Here is a 15,274-nt window from a genome sequence, read left to right on the forward strand (position 1 = left end):
CCACCTGATCGGAGGAACCCCATGACCGCCATCGAAACCCCGGAACGCGATACGGACTACCGGGTGCCCGCCCTGCAGCGCGGGCTGACCATCCTCGGCCTGTTCAACGCCCGGGAGCGGGTGCTGGCGATGACCGACATGGCCGAACGCCTGGACGTGAGCACCTCGGCGCTCTACCGCATCGTCCAGACCCTGGTGGACATGGGCTACCTGCAGAAGGTCGGGCGCAACGCCTTCGAGCTGGGCCCCCAGGTGATCCGCGACGGCTTCGCCTACCTCGCCAGCCGCGACATCGTCGAGGTGGCCATGCCTCAGCTCAACGCCCTGCGCGACCGCACCTCGCTGTCCTGCCACCTGAGCATCCGCGAGCACACCGACAGCCTCTACCTCTACCGCGCCTTCGCGCCGCAGCGGCTGACGGTGAACATCCCCATCGGCACCCGTCTGCCCTGCCACGGCACCGCCCTGGGCCGGGTGCTGCTCACCGCCCTCGACGACGCCGGGCTGCGCCTGCTCTACCAGCACCTGCGCCTGGACGACTACCCGCCGCCCGCCCCCCGCACCCTGCCGGAACTGCAGGCGCTGATCGCCCGGGACCGCGAACGCGGCTGGGTGCTGCACCGTTCCGACTACTCCACGGCCATCGCCACCGGCATCCGCGACCACAACGGCCAGGTGGTCGCCGCCATCAACCTCTCCGGCCCCGACGCGGTGATGGATGGCCCCGAGGCCCAGGCCACCTTCCTCCAGGCGCTGTTCCAGTGCGCGGCAGCCATCTCGGCACAGCTGGGGTACAGCGCAGCGGGTTGATCGCGTCACAACCCCCCGCGCCATCCATTCCCGCCGCGCACCGTCATCGGGATCCCGTATCACGGTATTCCATATTCTCCCCTATGCTTCCGCGCCCTTCCCGGCCTGCATGACCTTCCGTCGCCAAGCCCTGCTCTCCCCTGGCCCCTGGCTCTTGCATATTCAATATTATGGTATACCATCAGACAGCAAGAGACTTCCCCAACCAGGAGAGCCCAATGAGCTTCGAAATCCGCAAGATCGTCAGCTACGTGGAAGAAACCTTCATCGAGGGCGGCAAGGCCGCCGAGAAGCCGGTGACCATGGTGGGCCTGGCCGTGGTGATCAAGAACCCGTGGCTGGGCCGTGGCTTCGTCGAGGACCTGAAGCCCGAGATCAAGGCCAACTGCTCCGACCTGGGCGCGCTGATGGTGGAACGCCTGACCGCGGCCATCGGTGGCGCCGACAGGATCGAGGCCTACGGCAAGGCCGCCGTGGTGGGCGCCGACGGCGAGATCGAGCACGCCTCCGCCGTGATCCACACCCTGCGTTTCGGCAACCACTACCGCCAGGCGGTGAATGCCAAGAGCTACCTGAGCTTCACCAACAAGCGCGGCGGCCCCGGCACCTCCATCCAGATCCCGATGATGCACAAGGACGACGAGGGCCTGCGCTCCCACTACATCACCCTGGAAATGCAGATCGAGGACGCACCCCGCGCCGACGAGATCATCGTGGTCCTGGGCGCCGCCGACGGTGGCCGCCTGCACCCGCGCATCGGCAACCGCTACATCGATCTGGAAGAACTGGCCGCCGAGCAGGCCCAGTGAACCAAGGCCCGTGCAGGAGCGATCCATGATTCGGCTCACCGCTGAACGCACCCCGGCCGGCACCAGCTACCTGGCGACCGGCCAAGGCCACCCCGTGGTGCTGATCCACGGCGTCGGCCTCAACAAGGAAATGTGGGGAGGCCAGATCGTCGGCCTGGCCCCGCACTTTCAGGTCATCGCCTACGACATGCTGGGCCACGGCGCCAGCCCGCGCCCCGATCCGGGCACGGGGCTGGCCGGCTACGCCGAGCAGTTGCGCGAGCTGCTGGAGCACCTGAAGCTGGAACGGGCCACCGTCATCGGCTTCTCCATGGGCGGCCTGGTGGCCAGGGCCTTCGCCCTGCACCACCCGGAGCGCCTGGAGGGACTGGTGATCCTCAACAGCGTCTTCAACCGCAGCGCCGAGCAGCGCGCCGGGGTGATCGAACGCACCCGCCAGGCCGCCGAGCACGGCCCGGACGCCAACGCCGAAGCGGCCCTGTCGCGCTGGTTCAGCCATGAATACCAGGCGGCCAACCCGGCGCAGATCGCCGCCATCCGCCAGACCCTTGCCAGCAACGATCCGCAGGGGTATCTGACGACTTACGAACTCTTCGCCACCCAGGACATGTACCGCGCCGACGACCTCGGCGGCATCCAGGTCCCGACCCTGGTGGCCACCGGCGAACTGGACCCCGGCTCCACGCCGGAGATGGCCCGCCAGTTGGCCGAGCGCATTCCGGGCGCCCGGGTGGTGGTGCTGGAGGAACAGCGCCACATGATGCCGGTGGAGTCGCCGCGCCTGGTGAACCAGATGCTGCTGGACTTCCTCCGGCAGGCGGAGCCTTTCCAGAATCAAGCAAAGGGGATAGTCGCATGACCCTCGCACGCTTCCAGATGTGCATCGGCGGACAGTGGGTCGACGCGCTGTCCGGCAAGACCTTCGAAAGCCTCAACCCGGCCCTGGCCGAGCCCTGGGCGGAACTGCCCGACGCCGACGAGGCCGATGTCGAGCGCGCCGTGCAGGCGGCCCAGCAGGCCTTCGAGAGCCCGGCCTGGCGCGGTCTCTCCGCCACCGCGCGGGGCAAGCTGTTGCGCCGCCTGGGCGACCTGATCGCCGAGAACAAGGAGCACCTGGCCCAGCTGGAAAGCCGCGACAACGGCAAGCTGATCCGCGAAACCCGTGGCCAGGTGGGCTACCTGCCGGAATTCTTCCACTACACCGCCGGCCTCGCGGACAAGCTGGAAGGCGGCACCCTGCCCATCGACAAGCCGGACATGTTCGCCTACACGGTGCACGAGCCCATCGGCGTGGTGGCCGGGATCATCCCCTGGAACAGCCCGCTGTACCTGACCGCGATCAAGCTGGCCCCGGCGCTGGCCGCCGGCAACACCATCGTGCTCAAGCCCTCCGAGCACGCCTCGGCGACCATCCTCGAACTGGCGCGCCTGGCCCTGGAAGCCGGCTTCCCGGCGGGCGTGGTCAACGTGGTCACCGGCTTCGGCCCCAGCACCGGCGCCGCCCTGACCCGCCACCCGCTGGTGCGCAAGATCGCCTTCACCGGCGGTGCCGCCACCGCGCGCCACGTGGTCCGCAGCAGCGCCGAGAACTTCGCCAAGCTGTCCCTGGAGCTGGGTGGCAAATCCCCCAACATCATCTTCGCCGACGCCGACCTGGACAGCGCCGTCAACGGCGCCGTGGCCGGCATCTTCGCCGCCTCCGGGCAGAGCTGCGTGGCCGGTTCGCGCCTGCTGGTGCAGGACGGCATCTACGACGAGTTCGTCGGCCGGCTGATCGAACGCGCCCAGCGCATCCGCATCGGCAATCCCCAGGACGACGCCAGCGAGATGGGCCCCATGGCCACCGCCCAGCAACTGGCCGTGGTGGAAGGCCTGGTGGCCGACGCCGTCGCCGAAGGCGCACGCCTGCGCATGGGCGGCAAGCGCCCGGCCATCGACGCCAAGGGCTGGTACTACGAGCCGACGCTGTTCGAGTGCGACCGCAACTCGATGAAGATCATGCAGGAAGAGGTCTTCGGCCCGGTGGCCTCGGTGATCCGCTTCAAGGACGAGGCCGAGGCCCTGGCGATCGCCAACGACTCCCAGTTCGGCCTCGCCGCCGGCATCTGGACCCGCGACCTGGGCCGCGCCCACCGCATGGCCCGTGACGTGCGCTCGGGGATCATCTGGGTCAACACCTACCGCGCGGTCTCGGCCATGGCCCCCATCGGCGGCTTCCACAACAGCGGCTACGGCCGGGAGAGCGGCATCGACTCGGTGCTGGCCTATACCGAATTGAAGACGGTGTGGATCAACCTCTCCCAGGCGCCCATGCCCGACCCCTTCGTGATGCGCTGAGAGGAGCCCGCCATGATCGAACCCGGCATCTACAAAGAAGTGATGGGCTCCTTCCCATCCGGCGTGACCGTGGTCACCACCCTGGACCCGGAAGGCGACATCGTCGGCATCACCGCCAGCGCCTTCAGCGCCCTGTCCATCGACCCGGCCCTGGTGCTGTTCTGCCCCAACTACGCCTCGGACACCTACCCGATCCTGCGGGACAGCAAGCAGTTCGCCATTCACCTGCTCTGCGCCGACCAGCAGGCCGAGGCCTACGCCTTCGCCAAGAAGGGCAAGGACAAGGCCAAGGGCATCGAGTGGCACCTGAGCGAGCGCGGCAATCCGCTGCTGAACAAGGCCACCGCCATCATCGAGTGCGAGTTGTGGCGCGAGTACGACGGCGGCGACCACGCCATCATCGTCGGCGCGGTGAAGAACCTGATCCTGCCCAAGGAGCCGGTCACCCCGATGGTCTACCACCGGGGCAAGCTCGGCGCCCTGCCGGAGATCGCCTGAACGACTGTGTAGGAGCGAGCTCGCTCGCGAACCCGTCCCGGGAGCCTTCGCTGGCAAGCCAGCTCCTACAGAAGAAAAGGAGTCCACGATGAGCAACGAAAAATACGAAAAGGGCCTGGAAATCCGCACCCAGGTGCTGGGCGAGGCCTATGTGAACAAGTCGATCCAGAACGCCGACGACTTCACCCGGCCGCTGCAGGAACTGGTCACCGAGTACTGCTGGGGCCATGTCTGGGGGCGGGACGGCTTATCGCTGAAAGAACGCAGCATGATAAACTTGGCGATGATTTCGGCGCTCAATCGACCCCATGAACTGAAGCTTCACGTTCGCGGCGCCCTGCGCAACGGCCTGTCCCGCGAGCAGATCCGCGAGATCCTCCTGCAGGTCGGCATCTATTGCGGCGTGCCGGCGGCGGTGGACAGCTTCCGCATCGCCCGCGAGGCCTTCGCCGAAGCCGATGCCGAGGCCCGGGATTGAGCGCCAGCAAGAACTGATGAGGGAGCACCTGCGGGTGCTCCTTCGTTGTTTTTCTACGGACAGCCAGAACCAGAGCGGACCCCATGAAACGCCAGCCCATCGACGACACTTTCAAGGTCAATCGCAACCCCGTCACCCTGCGCGAGATCGTCCTCGACAAGCTGCGCGGCGCCATCCTCAACTTCCAGCTGCTGCCCGGCGACCGCCTGGTGGAACGCGATCTCTGTGACCGCCTCGGCGTGAGCCGCACCTCGGTGCGCGAAGCCCTGCGCCACCTGGAATCCGAGGGCCTGGTGGAGTTCGCCGACGCCAAGGGCCCGCGCGTGGCCATCATCACCCTCGAGGACGCCTGCGACATCTACGAGCTGCGCTGCGTGCTGGAAGGGCTGATCGTCCAGCTCTTCACCCTCAACGCCAAGGCCAAGGACATCCGCGCCCTGGAGCGTGCCCTGGAGGAGAACCGCGAGGCCCTGGAGGAAGGCGACCTGCAGCAGGTGCTGGAATCCGTCCAGCGTTTCTACGACGTGCTGCTGGAAGGCTCCGGCAACCACATCGCCGCCACCCAGCTGCGCCAGTTGCAGGCACGCATCAGCTACCTGCGCGCCACCTCGGTGTCCCAGCAGAACCGCCGGGGCGCCAGCAACCAGGAGATGGAACGCATCGTCGAGGCCATCAAGAGCGGCGATCCGCTCGTCGCCCACCAGGCCTCAGTGGACCATGTCCGCGCCGCCGCCAAGGTGGCCCTGGACTACCTCCGTTCGAAGCAGGACGACGCAGGGGAGGTACGCGAGATCGCCAGCCCCATCGCCCTGAAAGATCCGCGCATCGGACGCTGACGCCATGCCCGCCCCGCGTTTCTGCCCCCAGTGCGGTTCAGGCGACCTGGACCGCCGGCAGCCCGACGGGGACACCCACGCGCGGCTGGTCTGCGGCGCCTGCGGCTATATCCACTACGAAAACCCCAAGGTCATCGCCGGCTGCATCATCGAGCAGGACGGCAAGTACCTGCTCTGCCAGCGCGCCATCCCCCCGCGCCCCGGCACCTGGACCCTGCCCGCCGGCTTCATGGAGAACGGCGAGACCACCGAGGAAGCGGCGCTGCGGGAGGTCTGGGAAGAGACCGGCGTTCGCGCCGAGATCGTCTCGCCCTACTCCATCTTCAGCGTGCCGAAGATCAGCGAGGTGTACATCATCTTCCGCGCCATCGCCCTGGAAGTGACCGGCCAGCACGGCCCGGAAACCCTGGACTACCGCTTCTTCGCGCCGGAAGAGATTCCCTGGGAAAGCATCTACTACCCGGCCATCCGGCAGATCCTCGAACGCTACATCGAGGAGCGCCAGGCCGGCGTGTACGGCATCTACATGGGCAACGACGACAGCGGCAAGATCCACTTCATCCGCTAGGGCAGGAACACGGCTGCCACTCGCAGGGTGCGCCGCGCGCACCGCCGGTAGCCCGGATTTAATCCGGGCTACGAACGGCCACAACCTACTCGACACCCTCCACGATGATCACCTCCGCCTTCGCCACGCCCTGGCGATAAGCACAGGCTTCCTGGTATTCCGCCGAGTGGTAGCAGGCCAGGGCCTGGTCGTAGGAATCGAACTCGATCACCACGCTACGCTGGGGAGTGGCGCGCCCCTCCATTGCCTGCGAACGTCCCCCCCGGGCCAGCAGGCGACCGCCATACCTGGCGAACGCCGCCGGTGCGCGGCGGGTGTACTCGCTGTAGCGCTCCGGGTCCGTGACATCGACGTGGGCAATCCAGTAAGCCTTCATGGCGACCTCTGCTGTTTCGGCTAATTTGGTATGATGGTATACCATAATTCAATCACCGCTAGCGCTCCAGGTGCCGACATGCCGTTCAATCGAATCGAAGACCTCATCGAAGACTACCGCCAGGGCAAGATGGTGCTCCTGGTGGATGACGAAGACCGCGAGAACGAGGGCGACCTGCTGCTGGCCGCGGAAGCCTGCACCCCCGCCGCCATCAACTTCATGGCCCGCGAGGCCCGTGGCCTGATCTGCCTGACCCTCACCGACGAACACTGCCAGCGCCTGGGCCTGGAACAGATGGTGCCGGCCAACGGCAGCGTCTTCTCCACCGCCTTCACCATCTCCATCGAGGCCGCCAGCGGCGTCACCACCGGCATCTCAGCCGCCGACCGCTGCCACACGGTGCTCACCGCCGTGGCGCCCGGCGCCAAGGCCGAGGACCTGGTGCAACCCGGGCACATCTTCCCCCTGCGCGCCCGCGAAGGCGGCGTGCTGACCCGCGCCGGGCACACCGAAGCCGGTTGCGACCTGGCGCGCCTGGCCGGCTTCAGCCCGGCGTCGGTGATCGTCGAGGTGATGAACGACGACGGCACCATGGCCCGACGCCCGGACCTGGAGGCCTTCGCCGAGAAGCACGGCATCAGGATCGGCACCATCGCCGACCTCATCCACTACCGCCTCAGCACCGAACACACCGTCGCCCGCATCGGCGAACGGGAACTGCCCACGGTGCATGGCACCTTCCGCCTGGTGACCTTCGAGGACCGCATCGAGGGCGGCGTGCACATGGCCATGGTGATGGGCGAGATCCGCCGCGACGAACCGACCCTGGTGCGCGTCCACGTGATCGACCCGCTCAGGGACCTGGTGGGCGCCGAGTACACCGGGCCGAAGAACTGGACCCTCTGGGCCGCCCTGGAGAAAGTGGCCGAGGCGGGCCACGGCGTGGTGGTGGTGCTGGCCAACAACGAGTCGTCCCAGGCCCTGCTGGAGCGGGTCCCGCAGCTGACCCAGCCACGCCGGCAGTTCAGCCGCTCGCAGTCGCGCATCTACTCCGAGGTGGGCACCGGCGCGCAGATCCTCCAGGACCTGGGCGTGGGCAAGCTCATCCACCTGGGCGCCCCGCTGAAGTACGCCGGCCTCACCGGCTACGACCTGGAAGTGGTGGACACCCTGCCGTTCGAGGGGTGATCCGCCCGCGCCGCGCCCTTCCGCAGCCGGGGACGGGCGGTGTTCCGTGAGCGAAGCAGGACCCATCGCGGGTGGTGGGCTGATGGGTTTCGCTGCGCTCTACCCATCCTACGGGCGCGAGCCGGCTCTCGTAATTGGATGGACTCGCCCTCGCCGAGGCGTCGAGCGCGCCACGGTGGCACCCTACGATAACCACCGACAGCGAGGGCAAGGCCATGCAAAAGCGTACGACGAAACCGCAAGCTGCACACCCGGAAACGCTCTCTCTGTGCACGACAGTCGCTGTTGATCTGGCCAAGCAGGTGTTCCAAATCGCCGGCGAAGAGGCGCACGGAGAGCTGGTGTACGAAAAGCGTCTCCAGTCGCGCGAGGCGTTCTCGAGGTTTTTGTACCAGATCGCCAAGGGCGCGACGGTCTTGCTGGAGACCGGGCCGGGCGCACAAGCCTGGGCAAGACAGGTGCAGGCCCTGGGTTGTCAGGTGCGCTTGTTACCCGCACAGCGAGTCGCCGAGCACCGCAGTGGTGCCAAGAACGATCGCAACGATGCGCAGGCGATCTTGCGCGCCGGACGCGATACCACCATCCATGCCGTACCGGTGAAAACCGTGGAGGCCCTGGCCATGCAGGCGGCGCATCGGGTCAGACAGGGCTACATACGGCGCCGGACGACGCTGGGTAATCAAATCCGGGGGCTGCTGCTCGAGCATGGCCTGGCGATCCCGCAAGGCGCTGCAGCGCTCAGCGACCGCGTGAGCCGGATTCTGGAGGATGCCACGTTGCCGCTGCCAGACCTGCTGCGTGAGCTGATCGCCGATATGCAGGCGGAATGGCAGGCTCTGGAAGGCCGTCTCCTGCTGCTGACCAAACGGCTGGAACAATGTGCGCACGCGGACAAGACCGCCTCGCGACTGATGAGCGTGCGCGGGGTTGGGCCGATCATCGCCACTGCCCTGGTCGCCAAGCAGGTCGAGCCCGCGCGCTTCCCGAATGCACGCCAGTTCGCGGCCTACTTTGGCCTGGTACCCGATCAGCACAGCAGCGGCCAGAAGGTTCGGCTCGGCAAGATGAGCAAACGCGGTGATGGTTATCTGCGCAGCCTGATGGTCGAGGGCGCCCATGCGGTGCTCCGCACGCTCAAGGCTGACTCCGAGGAAGTGGACGACCGTCGGCTGAACCGCTGGATGCAGCGGCACGGACGCAAGGGGGCGGCCATACGTCTGGCCAACCGCAACTTGCGTATCGTCTGGGTGCTGCTGCAGTCGGACGCCCGCTACTGCCGTAATCCCTCTGTCCAACCGGGAGCAACGATAGCCGAATAGATCCCACGAGATCCCGCCACCGAGGCGCTGAGCGCCTCAACCGCTGCTGAGAACATTGACCCCAGGTCAGACCGCCGCGCGATGATGCCTGCCATCCTACTGGCCCCTAAGCCTCTTCGTAATTGGCACGGCGCGAGCTCAGACAATGTTGGCCCGGAGCCCCTTTGCGGCTCCCTTGCTGAGGCCTGATACATAGATGCAACCGGGTTTCTCTGTTCAAAGCGGGTTGACAGTAAAAGGCGAGTCCATACATAGGGTGGGTCACGCTTCACCGACCCACCATCGGGGCCGGTCGTGGGCACGGTGATGGGTTTCGCTGCGCTCTACGCCATCCTACGGACCGCTCGCCAGCACGCTTATGGGGTGGGTCACGCTGCACCGACCCACCGGCGAGGTCCGGTGCGGCCACGGCGATGGGTTTCGCTGCGCTCTACCCATCCAATTACGCGCTGCACCTGACCCGCCGCGCGAAACCCTCCATTTCTGCAACCGTCGGCGATGACCGGCAGGGCGAAGGACTTGCAGAAAGTTTGGAATACCATAATATGACATTCCGTAGGCCGGAGATTTTTTGCGAGTGCGCCCATCCGGGATCCGCATGAACAAGAGCACTCGACACGGCCGCCCTTGACGGCCCCCATGGGGTCCACTGCTCCTGATAAGCGGGCATACGAAAGGCCCGCTTGCGTACAAACACAACAATGAGGGCAAGCAAGATGGTGTTCAAAAAACGTGCAACCGCGGTGCTCACCGCCGCATTCCTGGCCCTGTCCGGCACTGCCGCCATCGCCGCCGACAACCTCAGCTTCGTCAGCTGGGGCGGCACCACCCAGGATGCGCAGAAACAGGCCTGGGCCGAGCCCTTCAGCCAGGAAAGCGGCATTCGCGTCGTGCAGGACGGCCCCACCGACTACGGCAAGCTGAAAGCCATGGTGGAAAGCGGCAACGTCCAGTGGGACGTGGTGGACGTGGAAGCGGACTTCGCCCTGCGCGCCGCCGCCGAAGGCCTGCTGGAGCCCCTGGACTTCAGCGTCATCCAGCGCGACAAGATCGACCCGCGCTTCGTCTCCGACCACGGCGTCGGCTCCTTCTACTTCTCCTTCGTGCTCGGCTACAACCAGGGCAAGGTCGGCGGCAACGCCCCCCAGGACTGGAGCGCCCTGTTCGACACCGCCAACTACCCGGGCAAGCGCGCCCTCTACAAATGGCCGAGCCCCGGCGTGCTGGAGCTGGCCCTGCTGGCCGACGGCGTGCCCGCCGACAAGCTCTACCCGCTGGACCTGGACCGCGCCTTCAAGAAGCTCGACACCATCAAGAAGGACATCGTCTGGTGGGGCGGTGGCGCCCAGTCCCAGCAACTGCTCGCCTCCGGTGAAGCCACCCTCGGCCAGTTCTGGAACGGCCGCGTCTACGCCCTGCAGCAGGACGGCGCGCCGGTGGGCGTGAGCTGGAAGCAGAACCTGGTCATGGCCGACTTCCTGGTGATCCCCAAAGGCGCCAAGAACAAGGACGCGGCGATGAAGTTCCTCGCCGCCGCCAGCAGCGCCAAGGGCCAGGCCGACTTCGCCAACCTCACCGCCTACGCCCCGGTGAATGTGGACAGCCTGAGCCAGCTCAAGGGCGACCTCGCCCCGAACCTGCCCACCGCCTACGCTAAGGATCAGATCACCCTCGACTACGCATACTGGGCCAAGAACGGTCCGGCCATTGCCGCGCGGTGGAACGAATGGCTGGTCAAGTAAAGATGGCGGCCGTCCAGCCCACCCCGGCCAAGGCCACCGGAGGCGCAGCCCGCGCTTCCGGCGGCTCCGACTCCAAGGCTGCGTCGATGAAGCATGACAACCAGACCGCGCTGCGCTGGCGCGGTGCCCGCAACCTGATCCCGGCGATGCTGTTCCTGGGCCTGTTCTTCCTGGCCCCGCTGATCGGCCTGCTGCTGCGCGGCGTGCTCGAGCCCACCCCGGGCCTGGGCAACTACGAGCAACTGTTCGCCAACTCGGCCTACGCCCGGGTGCTGTTCAACACCTTCGCCGTCGGCGGCCTGGTGACCCTGATCAGCGTCCTGCTGGCCTTCCCCCTGGCCTGGGTGATCACCCTGGTGCCCAATGGCTGGGGCCGCTGGTTGCTGAACATCGTCCTGCTGTCCATGTGGACCAGCCTGCTGGCGCGCACCTACTCCTGGCTGGTGCTGCTGCAGGCCTCCGGCGTGATCAACAAGACCCTGATGGCCCTGGGGATCATCGACCAGCCCCTGGAGATGGTGCACAACCTCACCGGCGTGGTGATCGGCATGACCTACATCATGATCCCGTTCATCGTCCTGCCCCTGCAGGCCACCATGTCCGCCATCGACCCCTTGGTGCTGCAGGCCGGCTCCATCTGCGGCGCCAGCCCCTGGACCAACTTCTTCCGGGTGTTCCTGCCGCTGTGCCGTCCGGGCCTGTTCTCCGGTGGCCTGATGGTCTTCGTCATGTCCCTGGGCTACTACGTCACCCCGGCCCTGCTGGGTGGCGCGCAGAACATGATGCTGCCGGAGTTCATCGTCCAGCAGGTGCAGTCCTTCCTCAACTGGGGCCTGGCCAGCGCCGCCGCCGCGTTGCTGATCGCCATCACCCTGGCCCTGTTCTACGTCTACCTGAAGCTGCAACCGGAATCCCCGGTGGCTTCCAGTACCGCGAGGTAAGCCATGCTGCTGTCACCCAACGCCATGGGCCTGCGCCTGCGCATCGGCCTCTACCTCACCACCGGGGCGATCGCGGCCTTCCTGCTGCTGCCGATCCTGTTCATCGTGCTGCTGTCCTTCGGCTCCTCCCAGTGGCTGGTGTTCCCGCCGCCCGGCTGGACGCTGAAGTGGTACGAACAGTTCTTCTCCAACGCCGAATGGATGGACTCGGCCCTGGCCAGCCTCAAGGTCGCCCTGCTGACCACCGTCTGCGCCGTGGCCCTGGGCCTGCCCACTGCCTTCGCCCTGGTGCGCGGCAAGTTCCCCGGCCGGGAGTTCCTCTACGCCCTGTTCACCCTGCCGATGATCGTGCCGCTGGTGATCATCGCCGTGGCCGTGTACGCCCTGTTCCTCAAGCTGGGCTACACCGGGACGCTGTTCTCCTTCGTGGTCAGCCACGTGATAGTGGCCTTGCCCTTCACCATCATCTCCATCATCAACTCGCTGAAGCTGTTCGATCAGTCCATCGAGGACGCCGCGGTGATCTGCGGCGCCTCCAGGCTGCAGGCGGTGTACAGGGTGACCTTCCCGGCGATCCGCCCCGGCATGATGGCTGGCGCCCTGTTCGCCTTCCTGGTCTCCTGGGATGAAGTGGTGCTGAGCGTGATGATGGCCAGCCCGACCCTGCAGACCCTGCCCGTGAAAATGTGGACCACCCTGCGCCAGGACCTGACCCCGGTGATCGCCGTCGCCTCGACGCTGCTGATCGGCCTGTCCCTCCTGGTAATGGTGATCGCCGCCGTGCTGCGCCGGCGCACCCCTGCAAGCGCCTGAGCGCCGAGGTAACGAATATGAGTGCCGTGATCCAAGACACCCGCGACAACAAGACCCTGGTCAGCCTGCGCAACCTGAACAAGCACTACGGCGACTTCGCCGCCGTGGACAACATCAGCCTGGACATCCAGGACGGCGAGTTCCTCACCTTCCTCGGCTCCAGCGGCTCGGGCAAGAGCACCACCCTGTCCATGCTGGCCGGCTTCGAGACCCCCAGCTCCGGCGAGATCCTGGTGGACGGCAAGTCCCTGGTGAACGTGCCGCCGCACAAGCGCGACATCGGCATGGTGTTCCAGCGCTACTCGCTGTTCCCGCACCTGAACGTGCGCGACAACATCGGCTTCCCCCTGGACATCCGCAAGCAGGCCGCCGGCGAGCGCGAGCGCCGCGTCGAGGCCATGCTCAAGCTGGTGCAACTGGAGAAGTTCGCCCAGCGCCGCCCGGCCCAGCTGTCCGGCGGCCAGCAGCAGCGCGTGGCCATCGCCCGGGCGCTGGTCTACGAACCGCGCATCCTGCTGATGGACGAACCCCTCGGCGCCCTGGACAAGAAGCTGCGCGAAGACCTGCAGGACGAGCTGCGCCACCTGCACCGCCGCCTCGGCATCACCATCGTCTACGTGACCCATGACCAGGAAGAAGCCATGCGCCTGTCTCAGCGCATCGCCATCTTCAGCCACGGCAGGATCGTCGGCCTGGGCAGCGGCTACGACCTCTACCAGGACCCGCCGAACGCCTTCGTCGCCTCCTTCCTGGGCAATTCCAACTTCCTCAAGGTGAAGGCCCAGGGCAACGCCGCCGCCAGCTTCGAGGGCCAGTCCCTGGCCATCCGTCCCACCGCCGGCCTGCAGAATGGCCAGGACCTGGTGCTGATGGTGCGTCCGGAGAAGGCCCAGGTGCTGAGCCCGGAACAGGCCACCCGCGAGCCGCTGGCCGCCGGCTGGAACCAGGTCGCGGCGAAGGTCAGCGAGACGGTGTTCCTCGGCGAAAGCCTGACCTGCAGCGTGACCACCGCCGGCGGCACCAGCCTGACCCTCAAGGAACTCTCCGGCGCCACCGCGCCACTGCAACCGGGTGCCCAGGTCATGGTGCGCTGGGCCGCGGCGGACGCCTGCGTCTACACCGAATGGAACGAAAGCGACCTGGCCAAGGGCGCCGGGGCGCATTGAGGCCAATGGGATGACGCCCCCGGGGCACGCCAATGCGCCCCGGGTTGGCCTCACCCCTCCTATGCGGGCACTCGCACTCTCACAGGCGCCGGTGATAGCGCACCTGATTCGCCGGGGCCTGATATCGCGGGAAAAGAACAACGGCCATGAGAATAACGAGACAGTGCGCGAGAGTCTGTTGGAGGCGGCAACCCATCTTGTCACCGGACAACTTCAAACAACTTTGAAGTGTATGAATCCTGCGAAGAACCGGCTGCGATCCGCGAGACAACTCCACCAGAAAGTACAGATCAGACAGACAGCGAAATATTAAAAAATAGTTTCAAACACTAACTCGCAAAAAATAAAAAACCAGGCAAGACATGCCTTGAAAACTTCTGACATGCGAAACAACTCACAACTAGTTCAAGCCACAAGATGGGATACGGGAATACTCACTTGCTGTTGTCGATTGAGGATGTTCAACAGGAGTATGACCCGTTGCTCGCCATCCATGGCGAGGAACAGCGCATCCATCTCCGCGAAGGGCCCGACCTGGACCTGGACCTTGTCGCCCGGGTTGAAGGCCGCACGGTGATCAGGCCGTTCACAACGCGACATGAGATGCTCGACGACCGCGTCAGGCACCCTCGAGGGCGCGCCAGAGAAGCTCACAACCCTCGCCACGCCTCGCGTTGAGCGCAACGCAGCCCAGTTGTCCTGGGCCCGGAGATGGACGAAGAGGTAACCCGGAAACAGGGGCTGGATGAGTCGCCGCAGCCGGCCACCCTTGAGACTTTCCACACTGAGGACCGGGCAGAAGCAATCGAAACCCTGGCGCTGGAGGTGCTCCTGGGCGCGCTCGTCCTGGCGTGCCTTGCATTGCACGAGATACCAGGCGATTTCAGGGAGAAGTATGTTTTTATCCATGGCCGTCCCTAGCGAAATAGATCCTCAGTCAGACGCTAGTTCCTCCCTGAAACCCACGCCGCCATGCAAATCGGCTTTCCGACTAGTGGTAGGGACCGCCTTCGGAGTTGAGGACGCAACTTGTCCGCCGGTCGGAAATCACCCTCTTCCCACGCGGAAGGTTTGTCCCCCTTGAATGCCGAACTATCCTCAAGCCTTGTCCTCTGACAGCACTAACTGAAGGCACTCTGCCATCAATTAATGCACATGGAATTGTGATCCCCAGTTAGTACACAAGTTCCAGATGAACAAACTTTCCCCCAACTTGCTGAAAGCGAGTGGCGGTAGCCTTGTCTCTGGAAAAACAACTGCACGGTCGACAAGGACGCGGCCCCATCCTCCCCCGCCCCACCGTGCCTCGCCGTTCCAGCGTCCCGCTGGACACGGCAGCTGTCCCGCCCCGCCCCAAGTCGAACCGAGTCATCCAAGAGTCCTCCAGGGACGC

At 66.0% G+C, this 15,274-nt stretch carries 16 protein-coding genes; 14 read left to right on the plus strand and 2 right to left on the minus strand.

The window, feature by feature from the left end:
- The first annotated feature begins 21 nt into the window (after window positions 1-21).
- The 8 genes from KF707C_RS21245 (at window position 22) to KF707C_RS21280 (ending at window position 6,336) form a co-directional block, all read left to right on the plus strand.
- On the plus strand, window positions 22-810 hold the full coding sequence (locus tag KF707C_RS21245) for an IclR family transcriptional regulator (protein WP_003449592.1): 789 nt from the start codon (window positions 22-24) through the stop codon (window positions 808-810).
- A gap of 218 nt (window positions 811-1,028) precedes the next feature.
- On the plus strand, window positions 1,029-1,619 hold the full coding sequence (locus KF707C_RS21250) for an amino acid synthesis family protein (protein WP_003449589.1): 591 nt from the start codon (window positions 1,029-1,031) through the stop codon (window positions 1,617-1,619).
- 25 nt (window positions 1,620-1,644) lie between these two features.
- Window positions 1,645-2,478: an alpha/beta fold hydrolase gene (locus KF707C_RS21255; protein WP_003449586.1), complete on the plus strand. Its 834-nt coding sequence runs from the start codon at window positions 1,645-1,647 to the stop codon at window positions 2,476-2,478.
- Window positions 2,475-3,956 (plus strand): aldehyde dehydrogenase, encoded by a 1,482-nt coding sequence (locus KF707C_RS21260; RefSeq protein WP_003449585.1) that lies wholly within the window; start codon window positions 2,475-2,477, stop codon window positions 3,954-3,956. The genes KF707C_RS21255 and KF707C_RS21260 overlap by 4 nt, the downstream gene beginning before the upstream one ends.
- Before the next feature lie 12 nt (window positions 3,957-3,968).
- Window positions 3,969-4,454, plus strand: coding sequence for a flavin reductase family protein (locus tag KF707C_RS21265; RefSeq protein WP_003449583.1), 486 nt, complete (start codon window positions 3,969-3,971; stop codon window positions 4,452-4,454).
- 88 nt (window positions 4,455-4,542) lie between these two features.
- Complete coding sequence (locus tag KF707C_RS21270; RefSeq protein WP_003449582.1) at window positions 4,543-4,932, plus strand: carboxymuconolactone decarboxylase family protein; 390 nt, start codon at window positions 4,543-4,545, stop codon at window positions 4,930-4,932.
- A gap of 83 nt (window positions 4,933-5,015) precedes the next feature.
- Complete coding sequence (locus tag KF707C_RS21275; RefSeq protein ID WP_003449581.1) at window positions 5,016-5,768, plus strand: GntR family transcriptional regulator; 753 nt, start codon at window positions 5,016-5,018, stop codon at window positions 5,766-5,768.
- Window positions 5,769-5,772: 4 nt separating this feature from the next.
- Window positions 5,773-6,336, plus strand: a complete 564-nt coding sequence (locus tag KF707C_RS21280; protein ID WP_003449580.1) for an NUDIX hydrolase — start codon at window positions 5,773-5,775, stop codon at window positions 6,334-6,336.
- Between the two features lie 85 nt (window positions 6,337-6,421).
- On the opposite strand, the gene KF707C_RS21285 is transcribed toward KF707C_RS21280, so the two are convergent.
- Window positions 6,422-6,712, minus strand: a complete 291-nt coding sequence (locus KF707C_RS21285) for a DUF1330 domain-containing protein (RefSeq protein WP_003449579.1) — start codon at window positions 6,710-6,712, stop codon at window positions 6,422-6,424.
- 78 nt (window positions 6,713-6,790) lie between these two features.
- Here KF707C_RS21285 and ribBA point away from each other — a divergent pair, with 78 nt between their 5' ends.
- The 6 genes from ribBA (at window position 6,791) to KF707C_RS21315 (ending at window position 13,881) form a co-directional block, all read left to right on the plus strand.
- On the plus strand, window positions 6,791-7,900 hold the full coding sequence (gene ribBA, locus KF707C_RS21290; protein WP_003449578.1) for a bifunctional 3,4-dihydroxy-2-butanone-4-phosphate synthase/GTP cyclohydrolase II: 1,110 nt from the start codon (window positions 6,791-6,793) through the stop codon (window positions 7,898-7,900).
- A 215-nt stretch (window positions 7,901-8,115) separates the two neighbouring features.
- On the plus strand, window positions 8,116-9,219 hold the full coding sequence (locus tag KF707C_RS21295) for an IS110 family RNA-guided transposase (protein ID WP_036992720.1): 1,104 nt from the start codon (window positions 8,116-8,118) through the stop codon (window positions 9,217-9,219).
- A 716-nt stretch (window positions 9,220-9,935) separates the two neighbouring features.
- Complete coding sequence (locus KF707C_RS21300) at window positions 9,936-10,961, plus strand: ABC transporter substrate-binding protein (RefSeq protein WP_003450455.1); 1,026 nt, start codon at window positions 9,936-9,938, stop codon at window positions 10,959-10,961.
- The gene (locus tag KF707C_RS21305; RefSeq protein WP_036992315.1) at window positions 10,946-11,902 is read left to right on the plus strand and encodes an ABC transporter permease; all 957 of its coding nucleotides are present in this window, start codon (window positions 10,946-10,948) and stop codon (window positions 11,900-11,902) included. Before KF707C_RS21300 ends, KF707C_RS21305 begins: the two co-directional genes overlap by 16 nt.
- Before the next feature lie 3 nt (window positions 11,903-11,905).
- Entirely contained in the window at window positions 11,906-12,715 is an 810-nt protein-coding gene (locus tag KF707C_RS21310; RefSeq protein ID WP_003450451.1) for an ABC transporter permease, read from the plus strand.
- 17 nt (window positions 12,716-12,732) lie between these two features.
- Entirely contained in the window at window positions 12,733-13,881 is a 1,149-nt protein-coding gene (locus KF707C_RS21315) for an ABC transporter ATP-binding protein (protein WP_036992312.1), read from the plus strand.
- Window positions 13,882-14,286: 405 nt separating this feature from the next.
- On the opposite strand, the gene rfaH is transcribed toward KF707C_RS21315, so the two are convergent.
- Complete coding sequence (rfaH, locus tag KF707C_RS21320) at window positions 14,287-14,790, minus strand: transcription/translation regulatory transformer protein RfaH (protein WP_003450444.1); 504 nt, start codon at window positions 14,788-14,790, stop codon at window positions 14,287-14,289.
- Window positions 14,791-15,274: the final 484 nt, after the last annotated feature.

The organism is Pseudomonas furukawaii (assembly GCF_002355475.1).
Classification (GTDB): Bacteria; Pseudomonadota; Gammaproteobacteria; order Pseudomonadales; family Pseudomonadaceae; genus Metapseudomonas; species Metapseudomonas furukawaii.